Below are 22,194 nucleotides of genomic sequence, written 5' to 3'. Positions count from 1 at the left end.
GGCCAGTGACGATATAATTGGAGATTCAGCCGTTAGATGTTTGTTGAACAGGTAATTCCATGACTCTGCTAATCACCTATCTGGTCATTGCGATCGGTGTTTCTTTTCTGTGTTCTGTGCTTGAAGCGGTGTTGTTGTCTGTGACACCGGGTTTCGTGGAGAGCCAGTTGGAGCCGTATCCACGGCGCGGCCGCATTCTGAAGAACGTCAAGGATAACCTCGACAAGTCCATCTCCAGCATTCTGATTCTCAATACCTTTGCGCACACCATGGGCGCTGCGGGCGTGGGTGCCCAGGCGGCCAAAGTGTTCGGTGCTCGCTGGGAAACACTTATCGCGTTTGTCCTCACGTTGGTAATTCTGTATTTCTCAGAAATTATTCCCAAGACTCTGGGAGCCACTTTCTGGAAGCAGCTCGCTCTGCCTTCAGCGCAGGTGATTTCCTGGTTGGTGAAGTTGCTGTTTCCACTAGTGTGGCTGTCGGGCCGTCTGACAGACCTGTTCGGAAAAGCCAGCCACGATACCATGATAAGCCGCGAGGAAATGGCTGCATTGGCAAAGCTGGGAACGCGCCACGGTTCTCTGGGGGCGCAGGAGGGGTTGTTGCTCGAAAACATTCTGCAGTTACGACAAACGCGAACAGCCAAAATCCTTACGCCGCGCTCTGTAGTAAGTGCACTGGACTCCTCGCTCACTGTGAAAGCGGCCATGATGCAAATCCAGACAGAGCCAAATTCAAGGTTTACCCGTTTGCCGGTCTACGAGAAAAATCTCGACTCAGTAGTTGGCTTGGTGTTGCGTCCGCGTATTCTGGAGGCGATGTTGGCAGGCGAGGGTGATAAACCCTTGACGGATTATTTGATGCCGATTCACCGCGTGTCGCTTGAACTGCCGATTCTAACCCTGCTCGACAGCTTTATTCGCCGCCGTGATCATTTGTTCCTGGTTGAGGATGAATACGGCCAGACAGCCGGTGTTGTCACCTTGGAGGATGCAATTGAAACATTATTGGGGCGTGAAATCATGGATGAGAGCGACACCGTCGCCGATATGCAGGAACTGGCTCGCGATAAGTACCGTGAGCGTGTAAAAACGCCGAAGTAACATCCGGGGAGGACTGGAAAAGGTCCCAGCTACCGCGCGTTGGCCTTGCGCATCACCCACCAAAGCAGGGCCGGCGAGAATCGGCGCAGCCACATCATAAAACCCGCCTCACCGGGCCGCACGGTGACGGACTCTTTCGCCAGCCCTTCGAGTATTGCATCGACAATGGATTCCGGCGATGCCATACGATTGGTCGATTTGGCCAGACCGAGGCTCTTGGGGCCGCCGGCCACGGCCTGGTCGACCAGCGGTGTATTCACCATCGGTGGGCAGACCAGCATAATGTGGACATTGTTGTGGCGGTTCTCTTGCTGCAACACTTCGACGAACGTGTTGGTGGCAGCCTTGGAGGCGCAATATGCGCCCAGGCCATGGGTAAATACGCTGCCCGCCATCGATCCAATGACGGATATGCTGCCACTATTCTTTGCCAGCATATCTGGCAGTACCGCGCTGGTGACATTCACTGTTCCCATGTAATTAACAGCCATGACACGGTTTATCTGTGCCGCCTCCATATCGGCCAGATCGCCGCCGGGCATAATGGCCGCGCAGTGGATCAGGCGGGTGACGGCACCCAGTGTGTCGGCAATCTCCTCTATCAGGCGCTGTGTCGCTTCCTGATCGGACAAATCACATATAAAGAAACTGGCGTCGTCAATTTCACCCTCCGGTATCGGGTTGACGTCAACCACGGCAATCCTGTCCCCCTGTGCCGCCAGTTTCTTCGCCAGCAGTAACCCCATCCCGCTAGCCCCGCCAGTGACCAGTGTCACGCCAGCATTCCCTAGACTTGCGTTTGCACCATTATTCATCGTAAGACTCCCATGTAATTTTTATCCCGCTATACTGGTTTGAAAAGGCCCGCAATTGCGTGAAAGAAGCGGCCTCGATTAACGCTGTAAAGTCTGTCTCAGGTTTTGTTTCCACCGGACAGGATCTGCAGCAAGGTCGAAACATACTGCTCCATGAACACGTCGTCCGCAGGCCCCTGTCCCGTCACGCGCTCGATAATGGGAGCTACATTGATGAGGTAAATAAGCGCGCCTGAGAGGGTATACAAGAGGTGCATCGGCTCCACATCAGGCAGTACGCCGCGAGCCTGGGCCAGTTCCACCACCCGTTTACCGTCGGCAAAATCCCGGATAAAAAAGCGCTCCACCATCCAGTCCAGTCGCGGCCCGGGGGTGGATGCCTCCTGGAACATGATCTTCACCCAGGTGGGGTTGGCAAACGTGAACTTCAGGATATAGCGGCACAGTTCCTCCATGGCTTCCATGGTGGAGAGGTCGTGCTGCGTGGTTTCTGTAAAGCTGGGCAGGGCCTGGTTGCGCTGCTCCCAGACATGCGCCACGGTTTCTTCCCACAACTGCTGTTTGTAGCGGAAGTGGTACTGCACCAGCGTCTTTTTCTCCCCGGCAGCACTGGCCACCGCCTTCATTGAGGTGCCCTCGAATCCCACCTGGCCGAACAGTTGGGCCGCAGCTTCCATGATCGCCGTGCGCCGGCAGCTCCTATCCTTGTTCTCCGCTTCCGCCATTCTCATACCTGACAATTGTTGTACCACCGTGGATTACCGGACAATTTCCTGTCGCCGGTATATTGACCCGATCCCGTTACTATGCGAACGTATAGTGTATACGCTATTCGATCGTATAGTAAATAGATGATAACGGTAGAGGCTCTCAGCGCAATGGACACCCGGCACAGTGCAGGCGAACAGTTGATCTGGCTGAAGGATCTGCAAGATCAGGCGGCAGGTGGCAAGGCGCATGGCTTAAAGCAACTCATGGATTGGCAGCTGCCGTGCCCGGACGGCTTTGTGATTCTGGCGGCCGATACCGCCTATTCCGATGCGGACTTGATAGCGTTCTATCGTCAGCTCGGCGAGGGCAAGGTGGCTGTGCGCTCCTCGGCACTGGGTGAAGACGGCGAGCATGCGTCCTTTGCCGGGCAGTATGAAACCGTGCTTGATGTTCAGGGCATTGAACACCTGCGCAGCGCGATAGCGCAGTGTGTTGCCTCACTGCACAGTGATCGCGCCGATGCCTATCAGCACGACCAGCACATAGCGCCGGCAACCATGTGTGTGGTGGTGCAAAAAATGGTGGATGCCGCCATTGCCGGTGTGCTGTTCACGGTGGACCCGGTGAGTAACCGCTATGATCGCCTGGTCGTGGATGCCGTTGCGGGTCTCGGTGAAGCCCTGGTCAGTGGGGAGGCCACGCCGGATCACTATGAATTCGATGAATCCGGCACACTGTGTTATCAGGAGTTGTTGTCAGACACGCCGCTGCTATCTGAGCCGCAACAACAGTTGTTGGTCAGTCAGGCGCGTACCGCCGCGCAACTGGCCGGTCAGCCGCTGGATATGGAGTGGGCGATAGATCACCAGGGGCAGTTGTTCTGGGTGCAGGCACGTCCGGTGACCACGCTGGCCAGCGATCTACGCGAATTCAACACCCCTCTGACCGACAGTGAAATTGTCACGCGCTGCAATATTGGCGAAATGATGCCGGGGGCCTGTTGCCCGTTAACGCTGTCAATTACTGGCCGCGGCATCGAATATGGCATGCAGGATATGCATGTTTCCTATGCAGGCAGACCCGCGATCACCGATGACTGGACACAGGTGGCCATCAGTCACGGCCAGATGTTTATCAATCTCAGTGGCGCTGCCGCCGCGTCAGAGACAGTGTGGGGAGTGGATGTCGAGTCGATGGGGCAAACCATCTGCGGGCGCATCATTGAGGGGTTTGAGCCACCGCCGCAAAAGAACTTGTTTATTCGCCTCACGGGGTTCACTCGTTTGCTGCGCTATGCACTGACTGCCGACAAAGCGATCGCTGTATTCCGTACTGAACTGGCGCATTTTGATATCGATACTTCCGGTGATAGCCGGGCTGTGATGCGCGCTATTGACGCCGCCGTACCGGTGTTGAATCGAGCCTACTGCGTACACCTGCAATCGTCCTCTACCTCGGGGCTCACCGGCAGTTTGTTGCGCGCCATTATGTCCAGAAACCTCGATAACCCGGATGACCTGGAATCGGAGGCATCCCGGCTGCTGGCCGGGGCGACGGGGGTAGAGAGTGCAGTACTGGTTGATCAACTCGATGATATCGCCCTCAAGATCGCCGCGTTGCCGGCAGAGCAGGCCAATAACTTTTGTGAGGCAGATGCTGAAAACGCCCTCGCATGGCTGCAACACAGCGCGCCAAATGACATTGCCAATGCCTATGATGCATTCCTGAAGCGCCACGGTCACCGGGGATACCGGGAACTCTGCCTGCGCCAGCCGAGTTGGGTGCAGGCGCCGACCGAACTGGTGACAACGATTCAGACCAGCGTCAAGGCCAGGCTGCGCGCCGCGACGGTCGATACCCGCCCCGCGGCCATTAATCTTGATGAGCTGTCACGCGGCTTGCGCTGGATACTACCCAAGGCACACAACGCCATCCGCCGGCGCGAGGCAACCAAGTCCATGCTGGTTCTGACAACACACAAGCTGTCTGAAGCGTATCGTGTACTGGCCGAGCGCCTGGTTGCCGAGGGTGTATTTACAGACAGCGACCAGCTTTTCTTCTTCACGCACGAGGAATTGAAAACGCTGGTTGAGAAAAAGCAGCAGGACGCGACAGGCCGTACCTGGGTCGACATTGCCAACAGGCGCAGGCAGGCTTTGAGTTTCCAGGATCAGATCCAGTTCGACGAGGTGTGTTACGGCCCGCCACGACCGCTGGATAATCGCCAACTTGCCGAGGCGCAGGAGGGCGTTATCAGTGGTCGCCCTGTCTCTCGAGGCGTCGTGGAGGGGGTCGCCAGGGTGGCTCGCAGTGTGGAGGAGGCCAGTGCCCTGCAGCCGGGTGAAATCCTGGTCGCGCCGATTACCGATGTCGGTTGGACACCGTATTTTAATCTGATCGCGGGCCTTATTACCGACATTGGCAGCTCCGTGTCACACGGTGCTGTTATTGCACGCGAGTATGGTCTGCCGGCAATCGTGAATACCCGTGTCGGCACGCGCAGAATCGCCACGGGTGACATGATTCGTCTGGATGCGGACAAGGGTATTGTAGAATTACTGGAACAGGGTGCTGCCGCCATTGTTCAGCAGACAGGGCACGCTACTATCAATAACAACATCACTGCCGGGAGTACGCCACTATGAGTGCATCATTCGATATCGGCCAATTTGGCATAGCGCCTGAGGACGAGTACACGCACCCCTTTAGCCCCGATCATGCGGACTGGAACGAATCCTATTTTTTCGACTGGTATAATGAAGACGCGACCTTCGCAGGCCATTGCCGACTCGGCTGGCACCCGGTACAGGAACGGGTATTGTTCTGGCTTTTTCTCTACCAGAACGAGGAGTGGCTGCTAATAGAGGAGAATCGCCTGCCATTGTCAGCGCTGGACCTGAACAGCAAGGATACCTCTTTCAGCTATCGGGGCTGGGGCCTGGCGTTTAGCTACACTCCAGGTGACCCGCTGAGAAACGGTACCATGAACGTCAGCGGCTTTGCCCGGGTGATCAGCGGCAGGCGCCTGGGTATGGTGCTACCGGTTGCGGTGAGCCTGCAGTTGGACGCGCTGGCACCACCCCATTCCAAGGGGGTAGGCGAGGTTGAAAGCCACAGCGCCAAGGGTTATACGACCAATCGCTATGAACAACCGATACAAGCGCTTTGCACTGCCAGTGTTGATGGTGTGGATCAATCCTTTGAGGTGCGCGGTGAGCGCGACCACTCCTGGGGCCCGCGGCCCTGGGATATGGAATGGTCCTTCCTGGTGATTAACAACAAGGACTTCTGCCTGCAGGCGACCGTGGTGCAAATTCCCGAATGGCCCGAGATCAAGATGGGTTATTTCAAGGGTAAGGACGGCGAAATGGTGAATCTTTCGGATGTGGACTTCCAGATTGAGTACAATGCCGATGCGCCTGAGCAAGCGGTGCAGGGCAAGGTGACACTCACTGCCGAAAACGGTACCGTCATTCACGCCGATGTGACCGCAGTGTCCGGTACTGAGATCGATATTACCCACACGTTCGACCCACCCAAGCGCACGGAGTATCGGCGCTCACTGGTCCGTTGCCAGTTCCACGGTGAACGTGAAGGCGTGGTCAGCCCGGGCTGGTTCGAATGCAATCGCAGCGTTAGCGCCAGTGGCGATAACAATACCGACAAAAACAACTAGAGACGTGTACCCATGTTAAAAATTGATGCGCCATTTTACGCCACCGTGGAAAACGCCGCCGCCGAAGCAAAGCGGTTGGCAGGGGATGGTTTCGATGGTGTCTATAGCCTTGAGGGCAATGCCGACCCCTTCTTTCCACTGCTGCTGGCCTCTGAGCATGCGCCGGAGTTGGATATCGCCACCGGTATCGCGGTGGCGTTTCCGCGCAACCCCTCCCACCTCGCCTACCAGTCCTGGGATCTGCACAAATTCAGCAAGGGTAAGTTCCTGCTCGGTCTGGGTTCACAGATAAAAACGCACATCGAAAAACGTTTCGGCTGTGAGTTCTCACGCCCGGCGGCGAGGATGCGCGAACATATTCTGGCTACAAAGGCTTTTTTCGATTGCTGGCAGGACGGTAAACGGCTCGACTTCCGGGGTGATTTTACCAGCCACACCCTGATGACGCCGATGTTTAACGCAGGCCCGAACCCCTACGGCAAGCCGCCCATACTGCTCGGCGCGCTGGGCCCGAAGATGACCGAGGTGGCCGGTGAAGTGGCCGACGGTATCATTATGCACCCGTTTAACAATCAGGCCTTCATCGAGCAGCACGCCCTGCCCGCGGTGCGCAAGGGGCTGGCAAAAGCGGACAAACCGGAATCAGAGTTCATCATGTCACTGGGTGCAATGATTGCAACCGGCGAGAATGAAGCGGACATGCAGGCGGCCAAGGCCAGCATTAAGGGGTTGCTGGGGTTTTATGCATCAACTCCCGCGTACATTCCACCGATGGATGCAATCGGGTACGGAGATCTGCAACCGGAAGCGAACCGCCTGACCAAAGAGGGGAAGTGGGAACAGTTGGCAGACCTGATTGATGACAGCTTCTTTGAGGCATTCTGTATTTACGATGAGCCACAGAACATTGCCGCCCGCGTCGCACAGAAATACGGTTCTCTGCCCGACAGGCTGAGTTTGTACACACCTTACGCAACGCCCGCAGGCTTTTGGAAACCCATTATCCAGGCCATCAGGGATACTGATAATAGCTGAAGGCGCGGGCTGTGCCTGCACCTGCCATAGCTGCGCGTATACGTTTTTCGGCAGCGCGGTGTGACTGTTGAGCCAGTCAGGTGGGTTGCGGCGTTTGCAGCCCTACCCCGGGGAGTAAATAGCGGCGGACGTAGTGCTCCATTTCCTCCCGGGTTTTACTGTCGGGCCCCGAAACAATAAGAAACGACATCACATTGCGTATCCACAGCTCCGAGATATTCGCGATGTCCGGCTGCAGATAGGGGTGCTGCTCAAACACCTCGTGAAAGACCAACTCGCCAAAAAAGGCGAAGGGCACACTGGATAGGCCGACGGTTCCCATGAAGTCCTGCCCCGGCTCCAGCACCTTCGACAGAATCGGGTTTTTGGGGAAGGTCTCATAGATGAACAGGAAGCCCTCAACCAATTTGTCTTCTGCACCCTGAAACCGTTCAATGTGGCGGGAGGCGTCCTCACCGAGGCGAATCCCTTCGCGCTGAAACGCCGCCGAGAGCAACTCGTACTTGCTGTTGAAATAGTTGTACACCGTCTGGCGCACAATACCCGACTCCTGCGCGATAAGGCGCATATTGGTTTTCTTCAGCCCGTATTGGTCTAGGCAGGCGATTCCGGCATCCAGCAGTTTTTCGCGGGTGATGTCTTCCGGCGTGGCATACCTGCCAATGGCGTTTTTCACTGTCAATTCTCTGGCCACATCCTTACTCCGAAATTGAAACCATCCGTCCGCTTCGTGGGCTTGACGGCGTGTGACATAATTATATATTGTGTCGTATAAATAAGACACATATTATATTATTGTCGTATACTGAATAGGGCAAGTGTGTTGCTGTCCCGGGTATCTGGCGCGAAGTTTGGCCATCGCTCATACAGGCGGCGGCTGGCAGTCATCAATAGGGGCATATCCCCGCAAGGATCCACTATGAACTCAATGCAACAAAGTCTGGCAGATCAACTCACCGCCCGCGTATTGAAACTGGTCAACGCTGAAAGCACTGAAATGGCAGATGCTGTACTGGAAGTGGAAGGGGCGTTCTACACCGACGAAGCACAGTGGCGCGCGGAGTGTGAGTTGATGGAATCAGTGCCCGCTGTGGCGGCACCCACTGCGATGATTCGCGAGCCCAACCAGTATGTGGCGCGGACGGTGAACAATCATCGCCGCATTCTGGTTACCCGTGATGATGATGGCAAGGCACACGTCTTTCTCAACGCCTGTCGCCACCGCGGTGCTGTGATTGTCGAGGACGGTACGGGATGCCAGAAGCGATTTTCCTGCCCCTATCACAATTGGACGTATGCCAGTGATGGCGAGCTGAAAGGTATACCGTTTCAGCAGGGTTTCGAGGGTATCGACAAAGACGCTCACGGTTTGTTGGAACTGCCCAGTGAAGAAAAATACGGGTTTATCTGGTATGTACTGGACCCACAGGCAAGCCTCAACGTCGACGACTGGTTTGGCGATCTGGCGCCTGAACTGGCACAGTGGAACTACGCCGATTTCGAGTATATCTCTCACCAGCATTATCAGGTGCCCGCAAACTGGAAAAACGCCGTCGAGGCCTTCACCGAGTTCTACCATTTTCAATACGTGCATGCGAATTCGGTTGTGGGTCAGGGTACGATTTCCAACGTTACCGGCTTTGACGCCCTCGGTTATCACTCAAGGCTGCTCTCGCCGCTGACGAGTATCCGGCAGCTCAATGAAGACCCGCAGCCTTTCTTTGGCAGCCAGCATCTGGGTGTCATCTATAATATTTTCCCCAATCTGATTATTGCCAATTCGCCTATCGGTCTGGAGTTTCTGCACTTCATGCCGGGCAGCACTCCAGACACCGGCATGCTGTGCTATCTAGGCATGGCCAATACACGGATAGATGATGAAGAAACCCGGCAGGGGTATGAGGAGTTGTTTGACAATATGCAGCAGGTCGTTCGCGAAGACCTCGGTGTCATCACGGCCTGTACCAACGGTCTGCAAAACGGCTTGCCCGGTATTGTGATTGGTAGGAACGAACCCGGTACGCAGCACTTCATCAAGTCGGTAAAGGCAGCGACACGGGCGCGTTAATATCGGTTTTATGACGCACTGGTTACGGTAACGTGACAGTGCTCAAGGTTAGGCCGGGTTTGATGTGGGATTCTGTGTTTCAGCACTACCTAATCCGGAAAAGGTACTTTAATATAGTTGGCCTCTAATCATCGATTTGTCGATACAGTCAGGAGCAGGAATCTCCTGTGAGGCCAATGTAACAATGTCTTCCCCGGGGAGTCAGTTCGAGAAAATATCGGCGCCGGATGCGCTGCAACGTCACATCGTAGAAAGCCTTGATGATTGTGTTTCGGTGCTGAGTCGCGAAGGCCGTATCCTGTATGCAAACAAGGCGTTGCTTCGGGAACTTCAGTGCACGGACTTCTCTCAGTGCCTCAATCAGCGGTACGAGCAGTTTTTCAGCCCCCGAAATCAAAACACGCTAATACAGGCTATCGCCGGCGCTCGCGCAGGAAAGAGTTCGCAGACCGTGGTTTCGTCTGGAAAGGCCTCCCGGAAGAAATCCTGGTGGGAAGTGTCTATCAGTCTGCTGCAAACTGGCGACGGGGATTCGTCGCAGATTCTCTGTGTCTCCAGAGATGTCACTAGTAGCAGGCGCCAGCAAGAGTTTTGTGCGCTCGAGCACAGCATGTTCGAAAGTGTCACAGGTGGGACGCCGCTGGAGCAGGTACTGGAAAGGCTTGTAAACCTGATTCAACAGTATTCCGACGACACCGCCTGTTGTGTGTTGCTGTTGGGTGAAGATGGCAAGGCGGTAGAAAGCTCAGTGGCGCCCGATTTTCCCGATGCGTACACCCTGGCGGTCGATGGGCTGGCAGTGGGGCCGCGCGGCGGCTCCTGTGGTACGGCCATGTACCGTAGAGCCAGAGTCATCGTGGAAGACATCTTTTCTGATCCATTATGGGAAGGTTATGACGATATAAAGAATTTCTCGGGAGGGCGCGCATGCTGGTCGACACCGGTGTTTTCGCGTGATGGCGATGTCATTGGTTCATTTGCGATCTATGCACGCACGGCGAGGTTGCCGACGTCACAGGAACTCGAACTGATGGATTCGGCGGCGCACTTTGCCAGTGTGGCAATTGACAAGCACCATACCCAGCAGGTGCTACGCCAGAGTGAGGCGCGCAACAAGGCCATGTTGAATGCGATACCCGACTGGGTATTCATGACTACACCCAAAGGTGTACTGGTGGATTGGCACCTGCGTGATGCTTCGTCTTTGCCTGGCACGCAGGCAATCAATGAAAGCACCACGATCGGCGACATAATTCCCGGAGAACTGGGCAGCAGGCTGGAGGCCGGAATCAGGCGCGTCAGTACCTGCTGTCAACAGGAGAATATCGAAGGGTTTATCCGGCTGGGCGCTCAGGCTACCCGCTATTTTGAATCCTCAATTGTCCCCTGCGGTAACGACAAAATTCTCTGCATCTTGCGCGAAGTTACTGAGCACAAACGGGCAAAACTGGAGATTAATCGGCAGCGCGCCGAAGTGGCGCACATGGGGCGCGTATCGATGCTGGGAGAAATTGCAGGGACGCTCGCTCACGAACTGAGTCAGCCATTGGCCGTGATGCGAACCAATGCCGATGTTGCCCGCAGAGTGCTGGATTCCGCCAACCCTTCCCAGGATTTATTGCGGGAGACTCTAGATGACATTATAAGCAGCAACCGGCGAGCAGGGGATGTTATCGATCAGTTGCGAGCGTTGCTGCGAAAAGAGGAGCCGACACTGCAGCGTATCGATCTCAGTGCTGTGCTGCAGGATACAGTGGCGCTGGCAAATACGGAGATACTCAACCACCGTGTTGTAGTGTATAAGTCTTTCGATGACAACAGTGCTTTCATCTACGGCGACCGTGTTCAATTGCAGCAGGTGATTCTGAATCTGGTACTGAATGCCTGCGATGCAATGAAAGTGACACCGGAAGATAAGCGTTACCTTACTGTAGCCACGAAAATCGATGCGGGTTTTGTGGAATTACATATTGTAGATACGGGCCGAGGCATTCCCGAAAACATTCTCGATCGTGTTTTTGAGCCCTTCGTTTCATACGGCAAGGAGGGGCAAGGATTGGGTCTGGGGCTGGCAATCGGTCGCTCTATTGTGACGTCGTTTCAAGGTACGATCCGTGCCGTAAACAATCCGGAAGGCGGAGCTACTTTCTGCTGTCGTTTCCCCTTGGCAGATGCCCAACCGAACACAGCAGCTGACGCTGTTGAATTCACACCGACAGTTATGGGGTGAGCTAGGTGAGTCATTCTGCCACAATCGGTCTTGTAGACGACGAGCCAGCGATACTGCGGGCCTTGCAGCGGCTGCTCAACGCAGTCGGTTTTGAGGTCCGCTGCCACCAATCCGCCGAAGCGCTGATGAGGTCTGGAGACATCGCATATCTTGACTGCCTCATACTCGATGTGTCGATGCCCGGGTTGGATGGGCTTGAACTGCAGCAGCAATTGAAGCGATCAGGCAGCACGGTTCCGGTAATCTTTCTGACAGGTACGGGTGATATTCCCAGTAGCGTACGCGCTATCAAGGCCGGTGCGGTCGACTTCCTGACCAAACCCTTCGACGATGCCCAATTGCTGGCAGCAGTGCATGACAGTGTGGCGCAGCATGCGCGACAGCAGGCCAGGGAGCGAGGGCTCAGTGAGGAGCGTGCGCGCCTTAACCGGCTGACGCCGCGCGAACGCGAGGTTCTCAGCCATGTGATAAGTGGCAGATTGAACAAGCAGATAGCGCATGTTCTGGGCATCAGCGAGCAGACGGTCAAGGTACACCGCATGCGTATAACCGAGAAAATGGAAGCCCCATCTGTCGCTGAGCTGGTGCGTATCGCCGAGCACCTCGGGATTGCTACCGTCAGCGATTGAACTAAGGTTGTATGGCCGCTCGCCCCACAGCACAGCATACTCGGGCAGATGAACGTGACTTCCGCTACAGTGGCAGTCTTGGATGACGAGCCCGCATTTGCACGGGCTCTCGGCCGTCTACTGCTCGCCCATGGGTTCACCGTCCGACTTTTCAGCGACGGTGCGCTGTTTTTGGCTGCCCAGCATAAAGAACCCAGTGGCTGTATCCTGCTGGATCTGCAGATGCCCGGTATGGATGGGTTTGAAGTGTTGGACCGCCTTGGCAGCATGGGCAGTGCACGTGACCGGGTGATCATTCTCTCCGGGACTGACCTGCCAAAATACCGCGCACGCGCTGCAGATATGGGCGTTGCCTCCTACCTCACTAAACCTGTGGATGATATTCGTCTGATTGCGGCAATTGAACAATGCCTGGTGACACACTGATGGGCTGTGACGACGTGAGCTGTCTCGCCTCTGAAGTAAACCTTCGTTCAATACCAACTACTGACGCGATCGTGCAGTATCGGGCATATCGGTGCTGTTTCCGCATTTTGTGCCAGGTACTGAAAGTGTGCATTCCTTAACTTGCGAGTATCCCGGAGGGAAAAAATGAAATCCATTTTGCAGTTAACGCTGCGGCTGGGCTGTATTCTGGCCATTTCCAGCGTATCGGCATGGGCAAATGCCGCCGACAAGCCCAATATTCTGTTCATCATGGGCGATGATATCGGCATCTATAATGTGGCGGCTTATCACCGTGGCCTGATGGTCGGTGAAACCCCAAATATCGATCGCATCGCCAATGAGGGCGCTCTGTTCCAGACTTACTACTCGGAGCAGAGCTGTACAGCCGGTCGTACTGCGTTCATTACCGGCATGCATCCGTTGCGCGCCGGCATGCTGATGCCACAACTACCGGGCGCCACCAGTTCTCTTTTGCCGGGTACGCCGTCCATCGGCAAATTCCTTTACGATCAGGGATATACCACTGGACAGTTTGGTAAGAACCATGTCGGGGATATCTCGGCATCACTACCGACTGCACACGGCTTCCAGGAATTTTGGGGGTATCTCTATCATCTGGATGCAATGCAGGGTGTGAGTTTTCCCGATATCAACAGCAGCCCGGAAGTACAATCCGTGGTGCCTGCTTGTAGGAATACACCCGTCAAAGGCCTTTCCGATCCCCCCGGCGCCGTTGACCCGAAAACCACGCTTTGCATGATGCCGCCGCGTCCGGTGATCGCCTGTACCTCAGTTGATGGCACCGAGCAGAACCAGTCGTGTAAGGATGAGGGGCCTCTCACGCTGGAGCGTTCCAAAAATGTGGACGAAGAAATTTCCGCCAAACTTATCGATTTCCTCGACCGCAACGATCCCGACAAAACCGGCAAGCCGTTCTTCGTGTACTACAACCCGGCCCGTATGCATATCACCACGGTGTTCTCGGATAAATATGCCGACATGCTTGGCACCAAGGGTGGCAAGGACTGGGGTATCAACGAAGTCGGTATGAAGCAGATGGACGACAACATCGGCTACGTGCTCGATAAGCTGGCAGATATGGGCGAGTTGGATAACACGCTGGTGGTCTTCACCTCCGACAATGGCGCCGAGACCATCACCTATCCTGACGGTGGTGTCACCCCGTTCCGCGGTGGTAAGCTGACTACTTGGGAAGGCGGTATGCGCGCGCCGATGGTGGCTCGTTGGCCCGGACACATTGAAGCGGGTGTGGTCAAGGACCAGATCTTCTCCGCGCTGGACTGGGTGCCAACACTGGTAAGTATTGCCGGTGGCCCCAAAGGGGATGAGTTGAAGAAAACCATCGAGGCCGGAAAATACAGCGGTATCGTGAAGACCACGCTGGATGGTCACGATCAGAGTGCGTACCTGTTGGGCAAAGGCGACTCAGCGCGTGACTACCTGTTCTACTACAGCGGCGCAAACCCCTCTGCGGTGCGGTACAAGAACTGGAAGTTCTACTACGCGATGGCACCATCGACTGCCTCTGGCGGTTTGATGGGCGTGCAGACCTACCACTGGACGCAGGTCAACAATATCAAGCGCGATCCGTTTGAGCGAAATGTACTCTCCGACCAGAGCATCATGTCGATGGGCGGTGCGTTGGCAGCGCCGAGTACCGCGTATCTGTATGACTGGAATATGCTGCCGATCGGGCAGGCAATGTGGATGAAGGAACTGGCTACTTATCAGGAGTTCCCATCGCTGCAGCCGCCAGCAAGCTACAATCTCGATCAGGTGATGAAAGCCATGCAAGATGCGAAACATATCGGTCACGCCAGCGAATAAGCGGCGGGGCACTTATGAAAGACCCTGGCGGGCGCTTCGGAGGAAGCGCCCGCTCTGTTAGCCACGCCCGGTACGGCGCGGTATAAACCTGTTATCCATAGACTGAAGGGGATACGTATATGACATACATCCGAACTCGTTTTACCCACCTCTGCCTGGCACTGATGGCGTGCCTGGTGTTCACCGCACAGACGTATGCAGACGATGCGCTGTCGTCGTGGAATGACGGCCCCACCAAGCAGGCGATCCTGGATTTTGTCGAGAAAACGACAGATCCCAAGAGTGGTGACTTTGTCCCCGTTGAAGACCGCATCGCCACATTCGACAACGATGGCACACTGTGGGTGGAACACCCCATGTACACGCAGCTGGCATTCGCACTGGATCGCGTCAAGAAACTGGCGCCACAGCACCCCGAGTGGAAGACGACACAGCCGTTCAAGGCCGTGCTCGACAATGATATGAAGACGCTCGCAGCCTCGGGTGAAAAGGGCCTGTTGGAGCTGGTGATGGCATCCCATGCCGGTATGAGTACCGCCGACTTCGAGGCCATCGTAAAGGAGTGGTTGGCCACCGCGCGCCACCCGCGCTTTGACAAGCCCTACACGGAACTGACCTACCTGCCGATGGTGGAATTACTTGAGTACCTGCGCGCCCACGATTTCAAAACCTACATCGTCTCTGGCGGCGGTATTGAATTCATGCGCCCGATGACACAAACGGTCTACGGGATTCCGCCCGAGCAGGTGATCGGTTCCAGCATCAAGACCCAGTATGAACTGAAAGACGGCAAGCCGGAGTTGATGCGTCTGGCCGAGATCAACTTTATCGACGACAAGACCGGCAAGCCGGTGGGTATCAATATGTATATCGGCAAGCGTCCGGTGGTGTCGTTCGGCAACTCTGACGGCGACCGGCAGATGCTGGAGTGGACCGGCGCCGGTGAAGGCGAGCGACTGATGGGGCTGGTATACCACGATGATGCAGAGCGCGAATACGCGTATGGCCCGGCCGGTGGTCTGCCTGACTCACCGTTCGGGAAGTTCTCCCAGTCCACGATGGATGAGGCGAAAAAGAATGGCTGGCACATTGTCAGCATGAAAAACGATTGGGCGCAGATCTTCGCATTTGAAGAGTAGCTGGCCCGTTTCCAGCGCTGACAAACCAGGCACCATCCAGGTGTTTTATGCGCCCACCCACTCGCTGCGGTTGCTCTCCCGTTCGCAACGAGTTACCCGGCACAGGGATGTTTATCCGGTAGGGTGGGCGCCTTTCAACACCGTGATTTTTAGAGGATACCTATGAAAGCGTATCGACATGTGTACACGGGCCTGTTACTCGGCTTTGTGGCCATGCTATCCACTAATGCATCTGCTGGTGGGCTATATCTTTATGAGATGAGTAATGCCTCGGAATCAGGCTATGGCGGAGCGGGACTTGCCGCGCGTGCCAACGATGCTGGTACTGTCTTTTCAAACCCGGCGGGGATGACCCGTTATGAGGACTCGGCGATGCTGGCAGGTGGCGTCGGTGTCTATATCGATTCCGGGTTCAAGACTGATAGCGAGAACACGGCGACAGGCGACAGTGGCTATATCAACAAGCGCGTTATACCCGCCGGTTCTTTTGCCTATCTACGGCCCCTCAATGATCAGTGGTCTGTGGGTATCAGTGTACAGAACTATTTCGGGCTGGCGGTCGATTGGCTGGATGACTGGGTCGGCCGAAAAAGCTCGGTGAACGTCGCGTTGTTGGCACCGCAGGTGCAGCCAACGATAGCCTACAAGGTTAATGACTGGCTCAGCGTGGGTGCCGGAGCTGCCCTGACACTGGGTTATCTGTCAGACAAGCTCAGAGTTTCTTCGCTCGCGCCGGGCTACCCGGATGCAAAAGTCCGTGTTTCAGATTCAGATTATGCCGTGCAGGGCAACTTCGGCATTATGCTGCAGCCGTGGGAGCATACCCGTATCGGCTTGCGCTATCTCACTGAAACTGACCTGGATTTTAAGGACCAGCCCAATGTGTCATGGAAGGATCCGCTGGGACAGGCGCTGCCCAAGGCGAATAAGGCTCTTGATCTTGGCGTGAAGATGCCGCAAACCGTTTCCCTGGGTGTGCACCATCGCTGGAACGAGAAACTGAATGTGCTTGGCAGCGTCGGCTGGGACGAGTTTTCCAAATTCGGACATATTCAGGTGACTATCGATGACAGCGGCATCCCGGGTACGACGCTGAATGAGGATTTTCGCGATACCTGGCACTTTGGTGTGGGTGCAGAGTACCAGTGGAAGCCAGAACTTCAGCTCACAGCCGGTATTTCCTACGACACTTCCATGTCAACAGACCGAACCCGCCCAACATCCATTCCGCTGGCTGCACTGTATCGCTATGCCGTCGGTTTCAAACATAATCGCGGCGACGGGATGACGATTGGCGGTGGCTTGACCTGGCTGTACGAGGGCAACGTAGCGGTTGAGGATAATCCTGGTATTGGTGGTGATTTGTACGGCAAGTACAGTAACGCTAATATTTATTTCCTGTCGCTGTACCTCGCATGGAACTGAGCCCGGCCAGCTGTTCTGTTTGATGTTCGGGAGGGTTGCGACGCTGCAGTTGCTGGAGCGTCTGGGGTGTGATGTTGACTTTCCGTTCGAGCAGATCTGCTGCAGGCAACCGCTGGTCAAGGTCAGGGGTATCGAGTTTGTGCAGTTGGATCGACCAAATGAGTGCTGTGGCTTCGGCGGGCTGAAGAGGGCGTGTCTACTCGAATGGGCCAAACCTGAATAATATCCGGTCAGTCAATGCCTGGGGTTACAAGCGCGCAAAACTTGACTCTGCTTATTCAGAACTATTAGAGTCTGTCGGGCTATAGCAAGCACTATCTCAGGAACAACCGAGATACGTGTACAACCGCCTCGCGCTTTCCATCCCTGCGAGTTGTGACCAAGCTATAGCGTTTGTGGAAATCATTAGAATTTCCCTGAATATAATAATAAGTCAGGAGACACCACCATGCCCCTTCGCCTGTGCCTCAGGACGCTCACGCCGACATTTTTCGTTGCCACGTTGGTACTGACAGCACCCTGTTTGCAGGCCCGGGAAGAGGGTGCGCTTACTCTGGAGGAGGTTGTGGTCGTCGCTCAGCGGCGCGAACAGTCGGCGATGGTTGTGCCAATAGCCGTGGACGTGTTCAGTGCCAGTGATATCGAAACAACCGGTGCTCTAACGTTGCGCAATATCGATGCCTACATTCCCGGCTTCGAGGTCCTCGGGGAATCGGCGACACAGCAGGGCTTGAAAGTGCGTGGAGTTTCCAGCTCCAATATTTCCACCGGCGGCGACCCCTCAGTGGCGACATTCTACGACGAGGCCTACCTGCCCCGGGCTGCAACCACTATCGCCTTCTCCGATATGCAGCGAGTCGAGGTACTCAAGGGGCCTCAGGGAACCCTCTTCGGGCGCAATGCGGCAGTTGGTGTTATCAATATGATCCCCAATTCGCCCACCGATACATTGGAGGGGTTTGTCAGGGCGCGATACGGGAATGATAGTTTCATTCGGGTAGAGGGTATGGTCAATGTGCCGGTGACTGGCAACTTCTTCCTGCGGGTGAATGGCCTGAGTAACCAGCGTGATGGCTTTGCCGAGCAGGTCGGTCCAGCCGATCGCGATCCGGGTGAGCAGGATCACAAGACAGCGCGCATCGCCGGCCTGTGGGAGATCAACGACACCACCCGTGCTCAACTGTCCTATGACTGGGACAAACTTGATAACGCACCCGGTATGGCCATCGGCTACAGCGAGTATGCGTATAGCCTTGATCCCTTTTCCGGCAAAGTGGAAAACGATGTTATAGACGGCGAAGAGACGCGTGACATGGATGCTGTCGTCGGCAAGTTGTGGCATGACTTCACGCCCGAGCTGGCTGGCAAACTGATTTTGAGCTACCGGGATTTTAAAACCACCAGTCGGGGGGATATGGATGGCACTGCAGACACCACCCGGTATCTGGATGCGGACAACAGGGAAAACTCCGATATCTTCTACAGCGAGTTGCAGTTCAACTACAGTCACGATGCGATTGATATGGTGTTCGGGGCCAACTACAGCAAGGAGAATACGAAGCAGACGACATGGCTGACCGGCTTGGCAGATTCGGTGGCCCGTCAGGTCTCCCAGGAGCTCAACCGAGTGCTCGGCCTCGATCCTCCAATCGATCACCTGTGGAACCCGGACGAATACGCCCGGGCGCTGCAGTCCGTCGGCATCGATGTCTCGGCGGATGATATCGCAGAGTCGGGAGACTTCTGGTACGAACAGGTCTCGACCCTGTTGGGCGAGCCGATGATCTATGGTCCATCCTACGCGGGTACACCGTGGAGTGAAACTATCCAGAATGAGGGTAACTTCATAAACTGGGGTGTATATTTCGATATCGACTACGCGCTTAACGACCGGATCAAATTTACTGCGGGATTGCGCTACAGCGAAGATCAAAAGAAGTTCAACTGGCTCATACCCGCAACGACATTCAGTGAGGTGCGCCCGGGTGTGCCCAACCAGATTTTTATTCTGCCCGACGGATTGGAATCTGCAGCGGATACGCCGCTGGATGCCGATGACAGTTGGAGCAAGACTACTGGCAGGCTGGTGGCGCAGTATCAGATTACCGATCCGCTGATGACCTATGTTTCCTACTCCACCGGATACAAGTCCGGTGGCTACGACACGCTGGATATCGAAACCGCCTTCACCCCGATCGAGCCGGAAGAGTCCACCATGTACGAGTGGGGGATTAAAGGGGATCTGTTTGAGAATACTCTGCGCGCCCAGGTGGCAGTATTCCGACTGGAGATCGATGGCCGGCAGCGCTCAGTGGAATCCCGGCCTCCCGGCCAGGATGCCGCCATTCCCAAAATTATCAACGGGAAGCAGAAATTTGACGGTATCGAAGTCACGCTGGACTGGTTGCCCATAGACACCCTTAAGCTGGGGCTGGTTACTGACTACCGGGACCAGACAGCGACCTGGAATCCCTTTTACAACTCAGCCGGTGTCTTGACGCAGGACAAATCAAGTGGCGATACGGCCAACAACTTTACCGTCACCGCTGACTGGACGCCAGCGATACCGTGGGGCAGCCTGCTCCTGCATCTGGATTATATCTACCGGGAGAATCCGCGCAGCAGCAGCGACTCGGATTATTACCCTGACCTCGAAGACCTGCCCGGCTACTTCGATGACGAGAAGGTACTGAATGGGCGTGTTGCCTGGACGGACAACAACGGAAACTGGGAATTCGCCGTATGGGGCAAGAACCTGACTGATTCGGAGTATATTGTGGATATGCGCAATACCACTCGTTCGCAGTTTGGCACGCCTGTGGCAGCCATTAATCTGCCGCGTAGTTATGGAGTAGAGTTGGCCTATATCTACTGAGCTCGGTGGGTCGCCAAAAATTGACCTCTGGGCTGGCCGAGTATCATCGAGAACGGTAGTTGTTGTCGGTGCAGCCTGCTGTTGTAGGTCAGTCCTGCTGGCGTATTCAACGCTGTTTATCGGCAATCACAACGGTACTCGCAGGCAGTTCCGGCAACTGCCCGCCAATGACGCGCTCGCATCGAAAGTGATTTAGCTCGAAAAGGGCGCGCCGATATCGACACTTTCCGGTTGGCCAAACGTCATGCGAGTTTGCTTGACCGAGACAGTAAACATCGGTTTCTTGGGCAGGCCGAGGGCGCGCAGTTCTTGTGCCAGTGGGTGGCTGTCACCAATTTTGGGTGTTTTGCCACCCAGCGAAAAAGTGACCCCGGAACTGTTGTTGCTGCCATAGGTTTTCCACGCCTTGCCGTCGCGAATCGCCACTGAAGCAGCGCGTTGTTCCTTGGGATTACCGCTGCCGCCGGTCTTCGCCGCAATGGAGTACACCAGTTCTCCCTCATCAGTAAACGTGCCGCTGGCGGTGTTGGGACCGAACTCTATATCCACGCGGCTCACCCACTTGGGGAAGCCCCAGATGAAGCGTCCCGCGTGGGTGGTAAATTCCTGATCCACTGGCATCCTGTAGACGAAATTACCGATGCTGCCGTCTCCCATGCGCTTCAGTGCGCCGAAAAAGGGAAAAGGCTTCTTCTCGCCCGGCGTCAGTACCGGGAAGATGATTGCGCCTTCATTGTAGTCGCCCAGATGGTTCTCTTTGTAGTCGACAGCGAGTAACTGCAATATGGCTTTGCCGGGGAGGAGTTCGACCACCTTGAACCCTGTGCCGGCGAGCATGGCCTGCGCAGCTTTCGCGTCCACCAAAAAACCATTCATCAACATAGCGGCATCGGAGACGATTACAGGGAAAGCAATATCCTTGCCGTCGATGGTGTAGCTGCTTTCTGAGTTCTTTGAGCAGACGTCGTTAGTAAACCTGTCGCCCTTGTCGCTGTGGACAGGGGGTTCCTCAAAGATCGCGCCGCGTGCTTTCATGGGTAGACCTCTACTGGTTGGAAAAGTCGGAAAATGTGTGTTGCACAGGTGTGCGATAGTTTGCGCGGACACTCGTAGAGCAACCGCGAACGGAGGATATTATCAGAGTAAACAAGCTGACGGCGAGTGTTACACATAACCGTTTTCGCGGAACCATCTGATGGATTCCTCAATGGCTGGTTCTATCGGGCTCTGCGGCATGCCGAGTTCCCTCACAGCCTTGCTGGAGTCGACGAAATTTTCCTGCAGGATATACACGGTGTTCTTGTAAGTAGTCATGGGTGCCTTGCCGGTTATCTTCGACCACAGCTCCATCAAGCGGGCGGCGCGCAACATCATCTTTGCTGGTATTTCTCTAGTCGCGACTCCTTCTACGCCAGCGATGCGCCCCACCATCTCAATCAGCGCCTTGCTGCTCATATTGGCGTCGGTATTGGTCAGGCAGTAGGATTCGCCGATGCGGCCCTTTTCCATGGCCAGTATATGCCCGCGCGCCACATCGCGAACATCCACCAGACAGACGCCGCCTTTCCACCAGTTTTTGGCCTTGCCCTGTAACACTTGCAGGATCACACTGCCTGTCGGTGTCGGCGCACGGTCACCGGGGCCAAAAGGTAGGCCCGGCAATACCATTGTCGCTGGCAAACCCTTGCTCACCAAGCCCTTGACCACCTGATGGGCGATATACTTGGACATGATGTACTCGCTGGCCCAGGGCCAGCAGTTAAAGGGCGTTTCCTCATCGGACATTTCTCCCGGGTTGATGCCGATGGCAGCTACCGAACTGGTGTAAACGACCTTCTCGAGGTCTGCCCTTAGCGCTTCCTTCATCAGCGCCTCGGTACCCTGCACATTGATCTTGTAGTGCAGGTCTGGGTCCTTGGTCCAAACGGCGAACAACGCGGCGAGGTGGTACATTTTGTCGACACCCTTCAGAGCCGGTGCAAAGGTCGAGTGGTCGAGCAGATTGCCTTCGACAAACTCAACATCCATGCCATCCAGAGGCGAACAGTCCTCTCCCGGCATCACCATTACGCGCACATCATCTCCAGCCTCAAGTGCCATGCGGGCGACGTGGTTACCGATAAATCCTGTGGCGCCGGTGATCAGGGTTCTGGACATCAAACTCTCCTGTTTACATTATTTGGATGTGTGAGA

At 55.5% G+C, this 22,194-nt stretch carries 18 protein-coding genes; 13 read left to right on the top strand and 5 right to left on the bottom strand.

Translation table 11 applies throughout. The annotated features are described in order from the left end of the window. The first annotated feature begins 59 nt into the window (after window positions 1-59). Entirely contained in the window at window positions 60-1,103 is a 1,044-nt protein-coding gene (locus tag AC0L6S_RS10415) for a CNNM domain-containing protein (protein WP_473428422.1), read from the top strand. A 29-nt stretch (window positions 1,104-1,132) separates the two neighbouring features. On the opposite strand, the gene AC0L6S_RS10410 is transcribed toward AC0L6S_RS10415, so the two are convergent. Together AC0L6S_RS10410 and AC0L6S_RS10405 are read right to left on the bottom strand one after the other, a co-directional pair. Further along, window positions 1,133-1,879 (bottom strand): SDR family NAD(P)-dependent oxidoreductase, encoded by a 747-nt coding sequence (locus tag AC0L6S_RS10410; protein WP_473428421.1) that lies wholly within the window; start codon window positions 1,877-1,879, stop codon window positions 1,133-1,135. Between the two features lie 137 nt (window positions 1,880-2,016). Beyond that, window positions 2,017-2,643 (bottom strand): TetR/AcrR family transcriptional regulator, encoded by a 627-nt coding sequence (locus AC0L6S_RS10405; protein WP_473428420.1) that lies wholly within the window; start codon window positions 2,641-2,643, stop codon window positions 2,017-2,019. A gap of 126 nt (window positions 2,644-2,769) precedes the next feature. Here AC0L6S_RS10405 and AC0L6S_RS10400 point away from each other — a divergent pair, with 126 nt between their 5' ends. The 3 genes from AC0L6S_RS10400 to AC0L6S_RS10390 are packed head-to-tail and all read left to right on the top strand — an operon-like array spanning window position 2,770 to window position 7,340. Then, window positions 2,770-5,274: a PEP/pyruvate-binding domain-containing protein gene (locus AC0L6S_RS10400; RefSeq protein ID WP_473428419.1), complete on the top strand. Its 2,505-nt coding sequence runs from the start codon at window positions 2,770-2,772 to the stop codon at window positions 5,272-5,274. Continuing rightward, entirely contained in the window at window positions 5,271-6,305 is a 1,035-nt protein-coding gene (locus AC0L6S_RS10395; protein ID WP_473428418.1) for a DUF7064 domain-containing protein, read from the top strand. The genes AC0L6S_RS10400 and AC0L6S_RS10395 overlap by 4 nt, the downstream gene beginning before the upstream one ends. Before the next feature lie 12 nt (window positions 6,306-6,317). After that, on the top strand, window positions 6,318-7,340 hold the full coding sequence (locus tag AC0L6S_RS10390) for a TIGR03617 family F420-dependent LLM class oxidoreductase (protein WP_473428417.1): 1,023 nt from the start codon (window positions 6,318-6,320) through the stop codon (window positions 7,338-7,340). 76 nt (window positions 7,341-7,416) lie between these two features. Here the strand turns inward: AC0L6S_RS10390 and AC0L6S_RS10385 are convergent, their stop codons facing one another. Next, the gene (locus tag AC0L6S_RS10385; RefSeq protein ID WP_473428416.1) at window positions 7,417-8,034 is read right to left on the bottom strand and encodes a TetR/AcrR family transcriptional regulator; all 618 of its coding nucleotides are present in this window, start codon (window positions 8,032-8,034) and stop codon (window positions 7,417-7,419) included. Window positions 8,035-8,259: 225 nt separating this feature from the next. On the opposite strand from AC0L6S_RS10385, the gene AC0L6S_RS10380 reads away from it, so the two are divergent. The 9 genes from AC0L6S_RS10380 to AC0L6S_RS10340 all read left to right on the top strand — a co-directional run bounded on the left by AC0L6S_RS10380 (window position 8,260) and on the right by AC0L6S_RS10340 (window position 20,001). Then, on the top strand, window positions 8,260-9,408 hold the full coding sequence (locus AC0L6S_RS10380) for an aromatic ring-hydroxylating oxygenase subunit alpha (RefSeq protein WP_473428415.1): 1,149 nt from the start codon (window positions 8,260-8,262) through the stop codon (window positions 9,406-9,408). 184 nt (window positions 9,409-9,592) lie between these two features. Further along, window positions 9,593-11,638, top strand: coding sequence for a GAF domain-containing sensor histidine kinase (locus tag AC0L6S_RS10375; RefSeq protein WP_473428414.1), 2,046 nt, complete (start codon window positions 9,593-9,595; stop codon window positions 11,636-11,638). 5 nt (window positions 11,639-11,643) lie between these two features. Then, on the top strand, window positions 11,644-12,267 hold the full coding sequence (locus tag AC0L6S_RS10370; RefSeq protein ID WP_473428413.1) for a response regulator transcription factor: 624 nt from the start codon (window positions 11,644-11,646) through the stop codon (window positions 12,265-12,267). Window positions 12,268-12,321: 54 nt separating this feature from the next. Beyond that, window positions 12,322-12,693: a response regulator transcription factor gene (locus AC0L6S_RS10365; RefSeq protein ID WP_473428412.1), complete on the top strand. Its 372-nt coding sequence runs from the start codon at window positions 12,322-12,324 to the stop codon at window positions 12,691-12,693. A gap of 165 nt (window positions 12,694-12,858) precedes the next feature. Beyond that, entirely contained in the window at window positions 12,859-14,562 is a 1,704-nt protein-coding gene (locus tag AC0L6S_RS10360) for an arylsulfatase (RefSeq protein ID WP_473428411.1), read from the top strand. A gap of 119 nt (window positions 14,563-14,681) precedes the next feature. Next, window positions 14,682-15,701, top strand: coding sequence for an HAD family hydrolase (locus tag AC0L6S_RS10355; RefSeq protein WP_473428410.1), 1,020 nt, complete (start codon window positions 14,682-14,684; stop codon window positions 15,699-15,701). 162 nt (window positions 15,702-15,863) lie between these two features. Continuing rightward, window positions 15,864-17,126 carry an OmpP1/FadL family transporter gene (locus tag AC0L6S_RS10350; RefSeq protein ID WP_473428409.1) on the top strand — a complete coding sequence of 421 codons (1,263 nt, stop codon included), beginning with the start codon at window positions 15,864-15,866 and terminating at the stop codon, window positions 17,124-17,126. Window positions 17,127-17,148: 22 nt separating this feature from the next. Further along, entirely contained in the window at window positions 17,149-17,349 is a 201-nt protein-coding gene (locus AC0L6S_RS10345) for a heterodisulfide reductase-related iron-sulfur binding cluster (RefSeq protein WP_473428408.1), read from the top strand. A 225-nt stretch (window positions 17,350-17,574) separates the two neighbouring features. Beyond that, window positions 17,575-20,001, top strand: coding sequence for a TonB-dependent receptor (locus AC0L6S_RS10340; RefSeq protein WP_473428407.1), 2,427 nt, complete (start codon window positions 17,575-17,577; stop codon window positions 19,999-20,001). Window positions 20,002-20,193: 192 nt separating this feature from the next. Here the strand turns inward: AC0L6S_RS10340 and AC0L6S_RS10335 are convergent, their stop codons facing one another. Both AC0L6S_RS10335 and AC0L6S_RS10330 read right to left on the bottom strand, forming a co-directional pair. Next, complete coding sequence (locus AC0L6S_RS10335; protein WP_473428406.1) at window positions 20,194-21,036, bottom strand: acetoacetate decarboxylase family protein; 843 nt, start codon at window positions 21,034-21,036, stop codon at window positions 20,194-20,196. Between the two features lie 129 nt (window positions 21,037-21,165). Continuing rightward, a complete protein-coding gene (locus AC0L6S_RS10330) occupies window positions 21,166-22,158 on the bottom strand; it encodes an SDR family oxidoreductase (protein WP_473428405.1) in 993 nt (330 codons plus the stop codon). Window positions 22,159-22,194: the final 36 nt, after the last annotated feature.

The sequence above is a fragment of the Halioglobus sp. D3-4 genome (assembly GCF_055809315.1).
This window is presented reverse-complemented; position numbering and strand designations above follow the sequence as displayed.

Coding starts and splice junctions, on each gene's coding strand:
- AC0L6S_RS10415 (WP_473428422.1), top strand. CDS start 60: ATGACTCTGCTAATCACCTATCTGGTCATTGCGATCGGTGTTTCTTTT.
- AC0L6S_RS10405 (WP_473428420.1), bottom strand. CDS start 2,643: ATGGCGGAAGCGGAGAACAAGGATAGGAGCTGCCGGCGCACGGCGATC.
- AC0L6S_RS10400 (WP_473428419.1), top strand. CDS start 2,770: ATGATAACGGTAGAGGCTCTCAGCGCAATGGACACCCGGCACAGTGCA.
- AC0L6S_RS10395 (WP_473428418.1), top strand. CDS start 5,271: ATGAGTGCATCATTCGATATCGGCCAATTTGGCATAGCGCCTGAGGAC.
- AC0L6S_RS10390 (WP_473428417.1), top strand. CDS start 6,318: ATGTTAAAAATTGATGCGCCATTTTACGCCACCGTGGAAAACGCCGCC.
- AC0L6S_RS10380 (WP_473428415.1), top strand. CDS start 8,260: ATGAACTCAATGCAACAAAGTCTGGCAGATCAACTCACCGCCCGCGTA.
- AC0L6S_RS10375 (WP_473428414.1), top strand. CDS start 9,593: ATGTCTTCCCCGGGGAGTCAGTTCGAGAAAATATCGGCGCCGGATGCG.
- AC0L6S_RS10360 (WP_473428411.1), top strand. CDS start 12,859: ATGAAATCCATTTTGCAGTTAACGCTGCGGCTGGGCTGTATTCTGGCC.
- AC0L6S_RS10355 (WP_473428410.1), top strand. CDS start 14,682: ATGACATACATCCGAACTCGTTTTACCCACCTCTGCCTGGCACTGATG.
- AC0L6S_RS10350 (WP_473428409.1), top strand. CDS start 15,864: ATGAAAGCGTATCGACATGTGTACACGGGCCTGTTACTCGGCTTTGTG.
- AC0L6S_RS10345 (WP_473428408.1), top strand. CDS start 17,149: ATGTTCGGGAGGGTTGCGACGCTGCAGTTGCTGGAGCGTCTGGGGTGT.
- AC0L6S_RS10340 (WP_473428407.1), top strand. CDS start 17,575: ATGCCCCTTCGCCTGTGCCTCAGGACGCTCACGCCGACATTTTTCGTT.
- AC0L6S_RS10335 (WP_473428406.1), bottom strand. CDS start 21,036: ATGAAAGCACGCGGCGCGATCTTTGAGGAACCCCCTGTCCACAGCGAC.
- AC0L6S_RS10330 (WP_473428405.1), bottom strand. CDS start 22,158: ATGTCCAGAACCCTGATCACCGGCGCCACAGGATTTATCGGTAACCAC.